We start from the raw sequence: 14,418 nt of genomic DNA on the forward strand, positions 1-14,418 counted from the left end.
GGGGTGCTCTCCCCCGGTAGCGAACGCCGCCCTGATTGTCTGCCCGGGTCTATATATTGAGGGGATGACCCAGACTCCGCTGCAGGATTCCGCCAACGCGTCCGCTGCCACTGTTTCCGCCGATTCTGCCCTGCCGCCCGTCGCCCGGAAGGTCCCGGCCGAGCGCATCCACCACGGCGAGACCTTCGTGGACAACTATGAATGGCTGCGGGAGAAGGAGTCCCCGCAGGTGGTGGAGCACCTCAAGGCAGAGAACGCCTACCAGGAGGCCGTCACAGCCCACCAGGAACCGTTGCGCGGGGCCATTTTCCAGGAGATCAAGGGCCGCACCCAGGAAACTGACTTGTCTGTTCCCAGCCGGAAAGACGGCTGGTGGTACTTCAGCCGTTCCGCCGAAGGCAAGGAGTACGGAATCCAGTGCCGCGTCCGCGCCCAGGACACCGGAAACCCCGTGGCTGACTGGACTCCGCCGGCAGTGGAGGCCGGCGTCGAAATCCCTGGCGAGGAAGTGCTGCTGGACGGGAACGTTGAGGCCGAAGGCAAGCCATTCTTCTCCGTGGGCGGCTCCGCAGTCACCGTAGACGGAAACCTGTACGCGTACGCCGTGGACAACGCCGGCGATGAACGCTTCACGCTCCGGATCAAGGACCTCCGCACAGGGGAACTGCTGCCGGACGTCATCGAGAACATCTTCTACGGCGTCTCCTTCTCCCCTGACGGCACGCGCATTTTCTACACGGTGGTGGACGATTCGTGGCGGCCGTACCAGGTCAAGTCCCACGTCCTGGGCACACCCGTCGCCGACGACGTGGTGATCTACCAGGAGGACGACGTCGCCATGTGGCTGGGCTTTGAACTCTCCGGTGACCGGCGCCACCTGGTCCTGGGCATCGGCTGCTCCGAATACAGCGAAACCCGCCTGATGCGGTTCGACGACCCCGCCGGGGCCCTCACCACCGTGATTTCGCGGGACCAGCGGGTCCTTTATGAGGCCGAGCCTTTCCTGCTGACCGGCCCCGACGGCGAAAAATCCGAACGTATCCTGCTCACCCACAACCGGGGTGCCATCAACTCCATGGTGTCCCTGGTGGACCCGGCCGAACTCACCAAGCCGCTGGCGGAGCAGCACTGGGATACCGTCGTCGCGCATTCCGATGATGTCCGCGTGAACGGCGCGGGCGTCACGTCCACGCACGTGGTGGTGTCCATCCGGAAGGACACCATCGAGCGGGTTCAGGTACTGGGCCTGAACGGACTGGGCACTGCCGCGCAGGAGGCCCCGGTGGAACCGGCATTCGACGAGGAGCTATACACAGCAGGAGTTGGCGGCTCCGATTACGAGGCCCCGGTGATCCGGCTCGGGTACACCTCCTACTTCACGCCTTCCCGCGTGTACGACTTTGTGCTGCCCACGCCGGAACAGCCCGCCGGCGAACTGCTGCTGCGCAAGGAAAGCCCTGTGCTGGGCGGCTACGACGGCAACGACTACGTGGCCACCCGGGAATGGGCCGACGCCCCCGACGGCACCAGGATCCCGCTCTCGGTGCTGCGGCACAAGGCGGTCAAACAGGATTCGACGGCGGCCGGCCTGGTGTACGGGTACGGCTCCTACGAGCTGAGCATGGATCCCGGCTTCGGGATCGCCAGGCTGTCGCTTTTGGACCGCGGAGTGGTTTTTGTCATCGCCCACATCCGCGGCGGCGGCGAGCTGGGGCGGCACTGGTACGAGGACGGCAAGAAGCTCAGCAAAAAGAACACGTTCACCGATTTTGTGGCCGCAACCGACTGGCTGGCCGGCTCAGGCTGGGTGGACCCGGCCAGGATCGCCGCAATGGGTGGCTCCGCAGGCGGCCTGCTGGTGGGAGCCGTGGCCAACCTCGCCCCGGAAAAGTACGCCGCCGTCCTGGCACAGGTCCCGTTCGTGGATCCGCTCACCACCATCCTGGATCCGGACCTTCCGCTGTCCGCACTGGAGTGGGAGGAATGGGGCAACCCCATCACGGACCCTGCGGTTTATGCCTACATGAAGTCCTACTCGCCCTATGAGAATGTCCGCGACGTGGCCTACCCCAAGATCGCCGCGGTGACGTCCTTCAACGACACCCGGGTGCTCTATGTGGAGCCGGCCAAGTGGGTCCAGGAACTCCGCAACAAAACCACCGGGAACCAGCCCGTCCTGATGAAGATCGAGATGGACGGCGGCCACGGCGGAGCCTCCGGCCGGTACGTCCAGTGGCGCGAACGGGCCTGGGACTACGCGTTCATCGCTGATTCCGTGGGCGCCACCGAACTGCTGCCAGGAGCGGGCCTGAAGTAAAACCCCACTTCCCGGGTTAAGCGCAACAGCACTCCCCCGGGCTAGGCACGGGGCGTCGGTTGTGAGACGAGTGAGCTCAACCGGCGTCCCTTCCGTACTCGGGGTGCTCCGCCAGCAGCTCGGCCAGCGTCTCTAGGTTGGCGCGGACCGTCCGGGCCTGTGCCTTCTCCACAAGGGGGTCAGCCAGCTTCCCGAAGATCCCGCCGAGCCCGGAATCGGCATCAATGCGGAAGGTCAGGCGGGTACCGTTGCCCTCCGGTTCCAAGGCGTTGGTGATGGTGAAATTCATCTTGCCTTCAACCGAGCGGGCCACTGTCTTCCGCGGCGGATCGAAGTCAATGTTTTCAGCAACCCAGTCAAAATGCCGTCCCATGACCTTGCTGGTGCCGCGCACCTTGGTGCCGGGCCCTGGCGGACCCTCGGTGATCTGTTCGGTCCGGATCACCGAAGAATCCCAGACCGGGATGTTCTCGCTCCTGACCAGGAAATCAAAAACCTCCTGCGGCGGACGGGCGATGAAGACACTTTCTTCTATGACGGGCATGGCGGCACTCCCTCGGACAGCCTGTTGCCGGCCCGGCTTGGCCGGCAGGTAGCGTCATTTTGGCCCCCTTCCCGTGGGCCGTCAATGACTTCCGGAAACACCTGTGGTCAACGCCGGGACGGCGCGGCAGCCTTCCATTCCCGCTCCAGCATGGAGTAGACCAGCTCTGTTGCCCACTGGCCCTTGTAGTGCCATTTGTCCACGAGCCTGGCCTCGAGCCGCATGCCCAGCCGTTCGCACAACCCAGCCGACGGGGTGTTGAGCGCGTCCAGCCGCGCCTCGATCCGGTGGAACCCGAGTTCGCCAAAGCCCAGGCCCAGCATGGCTGCCGCAGCCTCGGTGGCGTAGCCCTTGCCGCGCGCCCCCGGCGCCAGGGTCCAGCCGATTTCGGCCTGTCCGCGGCCGGGGAGCCACTTGAGCACCACCTCGCCCAGCAGGCCGGGCGAGTCCTTGGCTTCAATGGCCAGGCTGACCCAGTCGCCTTCCTTTTGGAAGACAAAGTTGGCATACATTCCCACCCGCTCCATGCACTGCGTGTAGGTTTTGGCCAGGCCTGGCAGGAACCGCGCCGTCTCCGGCAGCGCGTGGTAAGCGTGGAAGGCCTCCAGGTCCCGTCCTTCAAACCGGCGGAGGGCAAGCCGTTCCGTGCGGACGGGCAGGATGATGTCCGGCATGGAGGCTAGGCGATCGCCGTTGAATGGACGACGGCGGCTGTGGCCTCCGCGATCGCCTGTTCTTCGTCCGTGGGGACTACCAAGACCGGGATGGCGGACTGCGTGGTGGTAATAACCCGTGGTTCCTTGGACCGCTGGCTGTTGAGGCCGGCGTCGAGCTCTATGCCCAAGGCACCCAGGCGGTCCGCCACCAGCGCACGGAACTGGGAGGAGTTTTCTCCGATGCCCGCGGTGAAAACCAGCGCCTTGGCGCCGCCCACCGCCACGTGGTAGCCGCCGATGTACTTGGCCAGGCGGTAGGACGCCACGGCGAGCGCCATGGCGGCCCTGGCGTCGCCGGCCTCGGAAGCTTCCACCACCGAGCGCATGTCATTGTTCCCGGCCAGCCCCTTCAGGCCGGACTCGCGGTTGAGCATGGTGTCGATGTCCTCCGGGGTCCAGCCGGCCCTGCCCAGGAAGACCAGGATGGACGGGTCCAGGTCGCCGGACCGGGTGCCCATCACCAGGCCCTCCAGCGGGGTGAAGCCCATGGACGTGTCCACGGACTTGCCGCCCCGGACGGCCGTGACAGAGGCGCCGTTCCCGAGGTGGGCGATCACGCCGTCGAACTCTTCCACCGGAATGCCCAGGAGCGCGGCGGCACGCTGGGTCACATACTCGTGCGAGGTGCCGTGGAAGCCATAACGGCGGATGCCGTGGCTGGTGTAGAGCTCATCCGGCACGGCGTAGCGCCAGGCGTGCTCGGGCAGCGTGCGGTGGAAGGCGGTATCAAAAACGGCCACCTGCGGCATGTCAGGCCATTTTTTGGTGATGGCTCGGATCCCCAGCACGTTGGCCGGGTTGTGCAGCGGCGCCAGCGGGTTGAGGCGTTCGATGGCCCGGGTGATCTCGTGATCGATCAGCACGGGTTCGGCGAAGCGCTCGCCGCCATGCACCACCCGGTGGCCAACGGCAGCGAGTTCAAGATCACCGAGTTCCGCATGAATGGCCGCGTCCACCTGCTCCAGCGCCTCCGCATGGTCACGCGGGCCCTCGATCTCGCCATCCCCGTCACCGCCGTTACCCATGCCGATCTTTTCGATCAGGCCTTCGGTCAGCACACTTCCGGCGGCAACATCACGCACCTGGTACTTGAGCGATGACGAGCCGGAATTGATGACTAGCACAAGCATGGGGCCTCCTGAGCCTTGCTGTTGCGGTGACTACGTCCCACTATAAATTGACACGTTGGAACACACCGAGAGGAACATTCCATGACGAACGACCCCACTCAGCCGGACTACACCACTCCCGAGAACGTCGAAGCCCATACCGAAACCGCCCAGCCGCCCACCGGCACCGAAGGCGACACGTCGTCGAAAGATACGGAGTCGGCTGCTACGGGATCCGATGGCAAGGATGCCGAAGGCATGGACCTCACACCCGAAGGCCTTTCAGACGAACCGGCCAAGCAGGAGGACCCGGCCAGCCTGGCGAAGCCCGAAAACAGCTGACTGCTACACGCGCGAGATGACACTTCGCGGCAATGTTTTCGCGAAACACTGCCGTGAAGTGCCATTTCGACGCGGATCAGTCCCCGGCCGAGACCCTCACCGGCACCTGCGCCTGGATGGCGGTGATGGCCACGGTGTTGACGATGTCCTCCACGGTGCAGCCGCGGGAGAGGTCGTTGACCGGTTTGCGCAGCCCCTGCAGAACGGGCCCGACGGCGACTGCCCCCGAGCTCTGCTGCACCGCCTTATACGTGTTGTTGCCGGTGTTGAGGTCGGGGAAGATGAAGACGGTCGCCTGCCCGGCCACGGACGAGCCCGGCATTTTAGACTCGGCAATGGACGCGTCCACGGCGGCGTCGTACTGGATGGGGCCTTCGACGGCGAGGTCGGGCCGGCGTTCGCGCACCAGTGCGGTGGCCTGCCGGACCTCGTCCACCGCCTCGCCGGAGCCGGAGCCGCCGGTGGAGTAGGACAGCATGGCCACCCGTGGCTCCACACCGAACTGGGCAGCGGTTTCGGCCGAGGCCAGGGCAATGTCCGCCAGCTGCTCCACGTTGGGGTCCGGGTTCACTGCACAGTCGCCATAAACCAGCACCCGGTCCGGCATCAGCATCAGGAACACCGAGGAGACGATGTTTACGCCGTCGCGCGTCTTCACGAACTCCAGCGCGGGCCGGATGGTGTGGGCCGTGGTGTGTGCGGCGCCGGACACCATGCCGTCCACCACGCCCAGGTGGACCATCATGGTGCCAAAGTAGCTGCCGTCCTGCATGATCTCGAGCGCCTTGGCCACGTCCACACCCTTGTGCGCGCGCAGCTCCGCATACTTTTCCGCGAAGCTTTGCCGGAGTTCGGACGTCGCCGGGTTAACGATGTTGATTCCGGACAGGTCGATGCCGCGGGCGGCTGCCAGCTCGCGGACGTCGGACTCAGGGCCCAGAAGGGTCAGGTCACACACGTCGCGGCGGTGCAGGATCTCGGCGGCCCTGAGAATCCGGACGTCTGTCCCCTCCGGGAGGACCACGTGCCTGCGCTGTGCCCGAGCCCGTTCAATGAGGTCGTGCAGGAACCGCAGGGGCGTCATCCGCTCGGGCCGCGGCAGGTGGAGGCGCTCCATCAGCTCCGCCTCGTCCACACTCCTGGACCACAGCCCCAGGGCGGACGCCACTTTGCGCCGGTGCCCGGACCAGATCTCGCTCCGGACCTCCGAGACCCGGCGGGCCGTGGTGTACGTGTCTTCGTGGGAGGCGAACACGGGGAAGGGGGCCTGGGCCAGCAGCGGATAGATGTTGGCGTCCGGGGCAAGGCCGCCGGTCAGGACCAGGGCCGAGGGCACCGGGAATTCCGGCGAGAACGACGACGCCAGGCAAGCCACCATCACGTCCGCGCGGTCCCCGGGCACAATCACCAGGGCACCCTCGTCCAGGACGTTCAGGAAGTTGCCCACGTTCATTGCCGCCACCTTAATGTCACGGACATCCCGCTCCATGTCCGGGCGGCCGGCAATCTGGCGGACGCCCAGGGCGGCGGCAACCTCGCCGGTGGTGGGCCTGGCGATCTCCTCCAGTTCAGGCAGGACGTACACCGGACGCCCGGATGCTCCCCGCTTCACCGCGGCAGCGATGGCCTCGACGTCATCGGGATCGGCGCGGTTGACCATGATGGCCAGCAGGGCGCACTTTCCTGCTGAAAGTTCCTTGCGGGCCACCTCGACGGCGGCGGTTGCCTCTGCGACGGTGCGCCCCTTCGCACCCACCACTGCCACCACCGGTGCGGCCAGGTTGTTGGCGAGGCGGGCGTTGAGGTCAAACTCGACGGCGGCGTCCTGGCCTGTGAGGTCCGTGCCCTCCACAATCACCACATCGCAGTGCCGGGACATTTCGGCGAAGATGTCCACACAGCGGGCGTCGATTTCGGCGCGGTTTCCTTCGGCCAGCAAGGCGCGGACCTCGGCGAAGGTCAGGCCGCCCCGGCAGCGGTCATCGTCCAGTGCAAAGCGGGACTTCATCAGCGCCACCATGGGGTCATCCGCAGCGTCGGTGCCAAGGACCACTGGCTTGAAGAAGCCGATCCTGTCGGCATGCCGGTGCAGTGTGTCCGCAAGGCCCAGGGCCACGAGCGACTTGCCCGAGCCGGGGGTAGTTGCGCTGACATAGATGCCTCTGGCCATGATCCGCCCTTTAATTGCTGGTGTGTAATTGCTGGTGTGTGGAGCTGCCGTCCTCCCATCCTGTCATTAGCTTTCCGCCGGGTTCACCTGCCCCCTCTACCCCGCTCGTCCCGCGCTCGCCACGTAGCCAATTTTCAGGCCTGAAGAATGGCGGCTAGGCTCGAAGGTGTCAAAACGCTGGGGGTACCGCTCCCCGGGGGCAGCCGGCCACCCTAAGGGCCGTATGGTTCGGAAGGCGGATACGTGGGTATGACGCATGTGGAAAATTTGAGGCGGACAACCCGCGGGATGGGCCGGTCACTGCGAAGCCGGGCATTTCTCCTGACCTGGGTGCTGCCGCTGGCAGCCATCCTGGGGATCCTGGTCCTGTACGTCGCGAGCGAGCAGCGGATTTATTTCTACGACCCGCGCGGCTATCAGGAAGTGGCCATCAACACTTCCGATGCGCTCCGTAAAGGGCCGCACGCGCTCTACCTGTACCTGAAGGCGCAGTCGCTGAGCGAGTATCCCCCATACTGGGCCCTGCCGCTGGCTGTCCTGCCGCCCGAACTCCTCAACCTCCGCGTGCCTTATGAGGCTGCCATGGGTTTGTTCGGCCTGCTGCCGATGACCGTGCTGACCACCAAGATCGCCTGCCGCACTTTGGGGCTCCGGGTCTCACCCTGGATAGTCCTGGCGGCAGGCCTCAACCCGCTGACGTTCCTGGTATGCGTTCAGGGGGTCCCCGACCTGATCGGGATGTCCCTGATTCTTGCTGCGGTCTGGATTCTGATGTCACGCCCGCTGCATCGGTGGACCCTGTTCTGGGCACTGCTGATCGGAGCGGGCTCGTTGTTGGTCAAGAAGAACTTCCTCTTTGACCTGGCAGCCGTCGTTGCGTGTTACCTGCTCGCCTACACGGTGGCCGCGCTCCGCTACCGGCGCCCGCCCGAACGGTGGCGGAGCCTTCTGAAGGAGACGCTGAGCCTGCCTGTCCTTCTGGCTGGGGCCGCAGTGATTGGCGGCGCAACCGTCCTCACACCGGGTACCCTCACCTCCATCTTCTCGCGTGACAACTCCCTGTTCTACATCAGCTACCAGACCTCGCTGACGGACGCGCTCACCGCCAACCTCTCCTACGCCGGAGGCTTCGTGGCGCTGATCATTGCCATCGCAGCCGTGGTTGCGCTGGCGGTAGTCATTGCCCGGAGGACCTCGACGTCGGTGACGCGCAACGCCGTGTTCGTGGCTTCCTTCCTGGTGGTCTCCGAGGTGGTATGGGCCATCATCCAGAAGCAGTCCGGAATCATCCACCAGGTGCATGTGTGGCCGCTGCTCATGACTGTTGGTTTCGTGGGGCTGGTTCGTTTGCTGCCCCGGCCGCGCCCGCTGGCCCGCCAGATAGTGGCAGCGGGGCTTGCCACCGCCCTGTTTGCCTTTATGTTCGCGCAGACACCGGCCCTGGCCGGGATTCGCTTCGCAGCCTCGCAGCTGCCAGGCGGGCTGTACCCCAACGTGACGGAACCTTTCGTCCAGTCAAACCTGCCGAACATGGTGGAGGTCGCCTCCACCGTCCGGACGCTCTCCCAAACCAACGGGCCCGTGATGGTGCCCATTGCGTCCACCTCGTTCAACTCCAGCCTCCTGTACCAGACGTACGTCCAACAAGCCGGTGCCCCGATCCCGGATATCTACCAGCTGCCGCAGGTTGACCTGCGGGATGCCCAGCCCTGGTCCGGGCTCATCGGCGACGACGGACGCACCGTGCTGGTTTCCCAGCAATGGCTCCCCGACCTGCCTGAGGGCCACCACAACCTGCAGGCGGTCAACGAGTTCCTGGATTCACCCGCCGCGCAGCCGTGGATCAAGTCCTCCCAGCCCCTGGATGCCGGCGTTCCCGGGCAGCTGGCGGACCTCAGGGCAGTCCATCTGCTGATTCCGGAGTCCGATGCGCTCGCCTTCGCGGCCGCCATCAGGCCCTACCTGCCCGTCAACGCGGACCACGGACTGCAGGGAGCAGTGGCGCTCCTGACCGATCAGGGACTGCGCACGGAAGGACCCAGCGCGAAGACACCGACGGCCTGGACCATCACGGCGGGCTCCCCCGCTGCTCCCACCCGGCTGCTGGTTGATGCCACGGCCGCGCAGTCCATCAAGCTCAGCATGCCGAACGCCGGCTGCAGCGGTGTCCAGTATCAGTGGACCTCCCTCGAAACCCCCACCGGGAGCGCTCCGGCAGCCGCGTCAGATGCCGGCCAGGGAACGCTGCCTGCGGGTGCCGCCCAGACCGTCCCTGTCCCGGAGACCGGCACCGCCGCGTGGAGCCAGGTGCTGACACTCTCCACCGATAGCGCCGACCCGAACGCCTGCCAGGTGGTTGTCGGCGTCTAACGCTAAGGGAGCCGCAAACCAGGGGCGCCGCACAGCTTCCCACCGCTGCCTTCCTAAAAGGCCCCGGAAGGCAGGCGCGCGCCCTGATCCTGGCTGAACCCTGCCCTGAACCCGCCCCGCAACCGGCGGCTACGCCTGTCCACACACTGCTCCGCTCTTGACACTGCCCCCCTTCATGGGATTACCTAATGAACATTCGGTAAATAAAGCTGGAGGCAATGACGCATGGCTGAAGCAGCACTCTCCGGGGCCACACACCCCATCCTCGAAAACGACTATGCCTCCGAATGGATGGGTATAGAGGTCGTGGCCGTCAGCGACGGGCACGCCACCATCCGCATGAAGCTCCGCCAGGAAATGCTCAACGGCTTCGGCATGGCGCACGGCGGAATGATCTTCGCCTTCGCGGACACCGCCTTCGCCCTGGCCTGCAATCCCATCACCCCGGCCCCCGGCGAGGAAAACAGCATCACCGTTGCGGCCGGCGTCGACATCAATTTCCTCAAGCCCGCCTACCGTGGCCAGGTGATCACCGCCGTCGCCGACCGCCGCTCAAGTGCAGGACGCAGCGGACTGTACGACATCCAGATTTTCGCCGCCGACCCCGAAGCGCAGCCCGATTCACCCCTCAGCTCCGGCCAACCCGGTGAACTCATTGCCGAGTTCCGCGGACGCAGCCGGACCATCCCCAAGAAGTAGGAAAGCCATGACGCTTCACGCCCCCGAAACCCCGGCTCATCACAACCCCGCCCCACAGGGAACCGCAGCGCAGGGAACAGCGCTGCCTGCAGATGCCGTCCTGGACCGCGAGGAAACCATGTCCCGGGACGAGCTGGAAGCCCTCCAGCTCAGCCGCCTGCAGCACACGGTGGCGTACGCGTATGACCGCGTGCCGTTGTACAAGCGCAAGTTCGACGAAGCCGGCATCCACCCCTCGGACCTCCGGGAACTCAGCGACCTGGGCAACTTCCCGTTCACCACCAAGGAGGACCTGCGCGCCGAATACCCGTTCGGCATGTTCGCCGTGCCGCAGCACGAGGTGGCCCGCGTCCATGCGAGCTCCGGTACCACCGGCCGGCCCACCGTTGTTGGCTACACCAAGCAGGACCTTGCCGACTGGGCAAAGCTCGTGGCCCGCTGCTTCCGCGCCTCCGGGATCCGCCCAGGCATGAAGGTCCACAACGCCTACGGCTACGGACTTTTCACCGGCGGCCTGGGCGCGCATGCGGGTGCCGAGGCGCTGGGCTGCACCGTCATCCCCATGTCAGGCGGCCAGACCGAACGCCAGATCCAGCTCATCCACGACTTCCAGCCGGACGCGATCCTGTGCACCCCCACCTACCTGCTGACCATCGCCGACGCCATGGCGCACATGGGAATCGACCCCACCTCCACATCGCTGAAATACGCGGTGCTGGGCGCCGAGCCGTGGACCCAGGAGATGCGGCACGAACTCGAAGTCACCATGAACATCAAGGCCTGCGACATCTATGGCCTGTCCGAGGTGATGGGTCCGGGCGTCGCCGGGGAGGCAGTGGAGACGCAGGACGGCAGCCACATCTGGGAGGACCACTTCCGGCCCGAAATCATTGACGCGTTCAACCCTGTGGCGGGCAAGGAAAACGTCCTGGGCGACGGCGAACACGGCGAGCTGGTCTTCACCTCGCTCACCAAGGAAGCGCTGCCCATCATCCGCTACCGCACCAAGGACCTCACCCGCCTGCTGCCCGGCACCGCCCGGCCGGCACACCGCAGGATGGGCCGGATCACGGGGCGCAGCGATGACATGATCATCCTCCGCGGCGTGAATCTCTTCCCGTCCCAGATCGAGGAAATCGCCCTGCGCATCGCCGAGCTCAGCCCGCATTTCCAGCTGGAACTGACCCGCCCGGAGGGCCAGCGGATGGACCAGCTAACCGTCCGCATCGAGCGGCGGGACAACGTGACACCTGAGCAGAGTTCGACGGCGGCGCGCACCTTGAAGGAGCAGATCAAGATCCACGTGGGTTCTTCATGCACGGTGGATGTGGTGGAGCCAGGTTCGCTGGAGCGGTCCAACGGCAAGCTGCGCCGGATTTACGACCTGCGCCCGAGGGCGTGATACGGGCAGCCTGCGCTGGCTGACCGACCGTTCATGAGAAACTAGCCACTATGTCCAGCACCAGCGAAATCTCCAGCACAACAGCACCTCTGAAGCGCGGCCGCCCCGGTTACGACCAGCAGTCGGTGCTGCTGATCGCGGTGGACGTTTTCAACCGGCATGGCTATGACGCCACGTCCATGGGCATCCTCGCCGAGAACCTGGGCATCTCCAAGTCAGCGATCTACCATCACGTCCCGTCAAAGGGCGATCTCCTGAAGCTGGCCCTGGAGCATGCACTGGGCGGCCTGGAAGCCATCCTGGACCAGCCGGAGGCTACCTCGGGCGCGGCTGACGCACGGCTGGAGTACGTGCTGCGGCAGACCGTGGCCGTGCTGGTGGAACGGCTCCCGTTCGTTACGCTGCTGCTCCGGCTCCGGGGCAACACCGAAATTGAACGCGACGCGCTGGAACGGCGGCGCTCATTTGACCACAAGGTGGCCGGGCTGATTTCCGCCGCCCGCGACGAGGGGTCCCTGCGCCAGGACATCGACCCCCGTACCGTCACGCGGCTCCTGTTCGGCATGATCAACTCGATAGTGGAATGGTACAAACCGGGCGGTTCACTCTCCCCCGAGAGACTGGCCGACGACGTCATCACCATGGCGTTCGACGGTCTCCACTCACAGGCCTAACCCAGCCCGGCACCCCCCGGCATGCCCGGCACCTTGCCTGCCGATCTCCAGTAATAAGGGTACTTACTACTGGAGATCGGGATGCTCCCCCGCTACGGTGGAAGGAAGAGCCAGCATCCGCAGGGAGGTTGTCAATGAGCCCCAGCAACGGCCAGGAACCGTGCCGCGCAAGCCGCTTCCGGACAACCCTTGGGGCCGTGCTGCTGGCCGCCGCGGTGTCCGTCTCCGGCTGCACGGACTCACCCACTCCCCCCGGTCCCACCGTATCGTCACCCACAGCGCCTCCTGCCGGCACCATGCAAACCCCCCGGCCAGGGCCCGGCCCTGATAATTCCGCCCCTGCCGCGGCCGGCGACATCCCGCAGCTGGTGGAGAACCTGGCACCATCCGTGGTGACCATCTTTACCGAGGGCGGACTGGGCAGCGGCGTGGTGTACTCCGAGGACGGCCTCATCCTCACCAACGAACACGTCATCCGGGGTGAAACCACCGTTCAAGTTGCCTTCGCTGACGGCCAGAGGGTGGAAGGGACAGTGCGGGCAACCGACCCCGTCACAGACCTCGCCCTGGTCCAGGTGAACCGCACCGGGCTCCCCAAGCCGACCTACCAGACAACGCTGCCCAAGGTAGGGGAAGGTGCCATCGTGCTGGGCTCCCCGCTGGGCTTTGAGAACACGGCCACCGCCGGCATCATTTCCGGCCTGCACCGGGCCATCCCCGGCTCCGCCTCCAACAGCCTGTCCCTGGTGGACCTCATCCAGACAGACGCTCCCATCAGCCCCGGCAACTCCGGGGGCGCGGTGCTCAACATGCGCGGGGAGGTGATCGGCATCAGCGAGGCGTACATCCCGCCACAGGCAGGGGCTGTTTCGCTGGGCTTCGCCATTCCCGCGGCCACGGCCGTGGAAGTGGCCGAAGAGCTGTTGGCAGACGGCACGGCGGAGCATGCCTACCTCGGCCTGACACCGGGCGAGCTGACACCACAGATCGCCGGGCAGTTGGGGATCGAGGCCTACAGCGGCGTCCTGGCATTGTCTGTTGACCAGGACAGCCCGGCGGGTAAGGCAGGTATCCGCCCCGGTGACGTCCTGGAATCCATGGAGGCCGTGGACCTGACCACTCCCGAACGGCTCCTGTCCGAGCTCCGCAAACGCAACCCGGGAGATACCGTTGGGTTCAAGGTCAAGCGGGACGACCAGAGCGTGGACATCAAGGTGGAACTCACCGAAAGGCCTGCGGGATAAAGCCTCTGCCCCTGAAACCACCAGCCCAAAGCAGCCGAAGAGCCCAGCACACCAAAGAGGCCCAGCGCACCAGGAGAGGAAGGTTACGTCATGACCCACCCGAAGGATGAAGCAGACCAGGGATTCATCGTCCCGGACCCGTCAACTGTCCGGGAGGACGTCCCCGGCGACGCAGGCGATGAAGGCAACGTGATCCGCTTCAGCGAAGAACAGGCGCTGATCGAGGAACAGGCAAAAGGCATCCGCCCGGACACGTACAGCGTTCCGTCCGGCGGGCCCACCATGGAGGAGGCCCGCGGCAACATGGACCTTTCGGACCAAACCGGGACGGAACCGGCTGACGACAGCAGTGATGACGGACTGCACGGAGGCGCCCAAAGCTGAGGCGCCGGCGTCGTCAGGGCTGGTGCCGTCAGAGCTGGTACTCGGCCTGCTTACCCAGGGTTTCGTGGATGCACAGGATGTTGTGTTCTGTGTCCATGAACCACGCGCACTTCTCCGAGTCGGTAGTGCAGATGTGGTTCTCTGTCCTGAGATGGGGCAGGTCGTAATCCTGGAACCGGACGCCCTTGGCTTCCATGTCCCGGACTGTCCGCTCGATGTCCTCCACTTCGAAGGTCAGGGCGGTGTGCTCGGAGTGCCTGCCGTCCGGGACCGGCATCAGCTGCAGCATGGGGCCGCCGGGATTGCCGAGCAGTTCGCTGCCATCATCCGTCCTGCCGCGGTGCGGTAGCCCGAGTTTTTCTGTGTAGAAACTCCGGGCGCGGGCTGGATCATCCACTGGCAGGATGGTTGTGGCTGTGTTCAGGGCTAGGGTCATTTCGCCACCTC

At 65.6% G+C, this 14,418-nt stretch carries 13 protein-coding genes; 8 read left to right on the forward strand and 5 right to left on the reverse strand.

Annotated elements, in window-relative coordinates; genetic code table 11:
* Window positions 1-64: 64 nt before the first annotated feature.
* A complete protein-coding gene (locus M1E17_RS18355; RefSeq protein ID WP_457963359.1) occupies window positions 65-2,317 on the forward strand; it encodes a S9 family peptidase in 2,253 nt (750 codons plus the stop codon).
* Window positions 2,318-2,393: 76 nt separating this feature from the next.
* Here the strand turns inward: M1E17_RS18355 and M1E17_RS18360 are convergent, their stop codons facing one another.
* From M1E17_RS18360 to M1E17_RS18370, 3 genes are all read right to left on the reverse strand, one after another.
* On the reverse strand, window positions 2,394-2,861 hold the full coding sequence (locus M1E17_RS18360) for an SRPBCC family protein (RefSeq protein ID WP_457963360.1): 468 nt from the start codon (window positions 2,859-2,861) through the stop codon (window positions 2,394-2,396).
* Between the two features lie 107 nt (window positions 2,862-2,968).
* On the reverse strand, window positions 2,969-3,535 hold the full coding sequence (locus M1E17_RS18365; RefSeq protein ID WP_457963361.1) for a GNAT family N-acetyltransferase: 567 nt from the start codon (window positions 3,533-3,535) through the stop codon (window positions 2,969-2,971).
* A gap of 5 nt (window positions 3,536-3,540) precedes the next feature.
* On the reverse strand, window positions 3,541-4,707 hold the full coding sequence (locus M1E17_RS18370) for an acetate kinase (RefSeq protein WP_457963362.1): 1,167 nt from the start codon (window positions 4,705-4,707) through the stop codon (window positions 3,541-3,543).
* Between the two features lie 81 nt (window positions 4,708-4,788).
* On the opposite strand from M1E17_RS18370, the gene M1E17_RS18375 reads away from it, so the two are divergent.
* Entirely contained in the window at window positions 4,789-5,028 is a 240-nt protein-coding gene (locus M1E17_RS18375) for a hypothetical protein (protein WP_457963363.1), read from the forward strand.
* A gap of 76 nt (window positions 5,029-5,104) precedes the next feature.
* On the opposite strand, the gene pta is transcribed toward M1E17_RS18375, so the two are convergent.
* On the reverse strand, window positions 5,105-7,198 hold the full coding sequence (gene pta / locus M1E17_RS18380; RefSeq protein ID WP_457963364.1) for a phosphate acetyltransferase: 2,094 nt from the start codon (window positions 7,196-7,198) through the stop codon (window positions 5,105-5,107).
* A 249-nt stretch (window positions 7,199-7,447) separates the two neighbouring features.
* Between pta and M1E17_RS18385 the strand changes: the two genes are divergently transcribed.
* The 6 genes from M1E17_RS18385 (at window position 7,448) to M1E17_RS18410 (ending at window position 13,971) form a co-directional block, all read left to right on the forward strand.
* On the forward strand, window positions 7,448-9,568 hold the full coding sequence (locus tag M1E17_RS18385) for a hypothetical protein (RefSeq protein WP_457963365.1): 2,121 nt from the start codon (window positions 7,448-7,450) through the stop codon (window positions 9,566-9,568).
* A 225-nt stretch (window positions 9,569-9,793) separates the two neighbouring features.
* A complete protein-coding gene (locus M1E17_RS18390; RefSeq protein ID WP_457963366.1) occupies window positions 9,794-10,267 on the forward strand; it encodes a hotdog fold thioesterase in 474 nt (157 codons plus the stop codon).
* 7 nt (window positions 10,268-10,274) lie between these two features.
* Window positions 10,275-11,669, forward strand: coding sequence for a phenylacetate--CoA ligase PaaK (gene paaK, locus M1E17_RS18395; RefSeq protein ID WP_457963367.1), 1,395 nt, complete (start codon window positions 10,275-10,277; stop codon window positions 11,667-11,669).
* Window positions 11,670-11,719: 50 nt separating this feature from the next.
* Window positions 11,720-12,343 carry a TetR/AcrR family transcriptional regulator gene (locus M1E17_RS18400; protein WP_457963368.1) on the forward strand — a complete coding sequence of 208 codons (624 nt, stop codon included), beginning with the start codon at window positions 11,720-11,722 and terminating at the stop codon, window positions 12,341-12,343.
* 134 nt (window positions 12,344-12,477) lie between these two features.
* Complete coding sequence (locus M1E17_RS18405) at window positions 12,478-13,587, forward strand: S1C family serine protease (RefSeq protein ID WP_457963369.1); 1,110 nt, start codon at window positions 12,478-12,480, stop codon at window positions 13,585-13,587.
* A gap of 90 nt (window positions 13,588-13,677) precedes the next feature.
* Window positions 13,678-13,971 carry a hypothetical protein gene (locus tag M1E17_RS18410; RefSeq protein ID WP_267276131.1) on the forward strand — a complete coding sequence of 98 codons (294 nt, stop codon included), beginning with the start codon at window positions 13,678-13,680 and terminating at the stop codon, window positions 13,969-13,971.
* 28 nt (window positions 13,972-13,999) lie between these two features.
* Here M1E17_RS18410 and M1E17_RS18415 read toward each other — a convergent pair whose 3' ends face one another.
* Window positions 14,000-14,407 (reverse strand): VOC family protein, encoded by a 408-nt coding sequence (locus M1E17_RS18415; protein ID WP_457963370.1) that lies wholly within the window; start codon window positions 14,405-14,407, stop codon window positions 14,000-14,002.
* Between the last annotated feature and the right edge of the window lie 11 nt (window positions 14,408-14,418).

The organism is Arthrobacter sp. D1-29 (genome assembly GCF_054130585.1).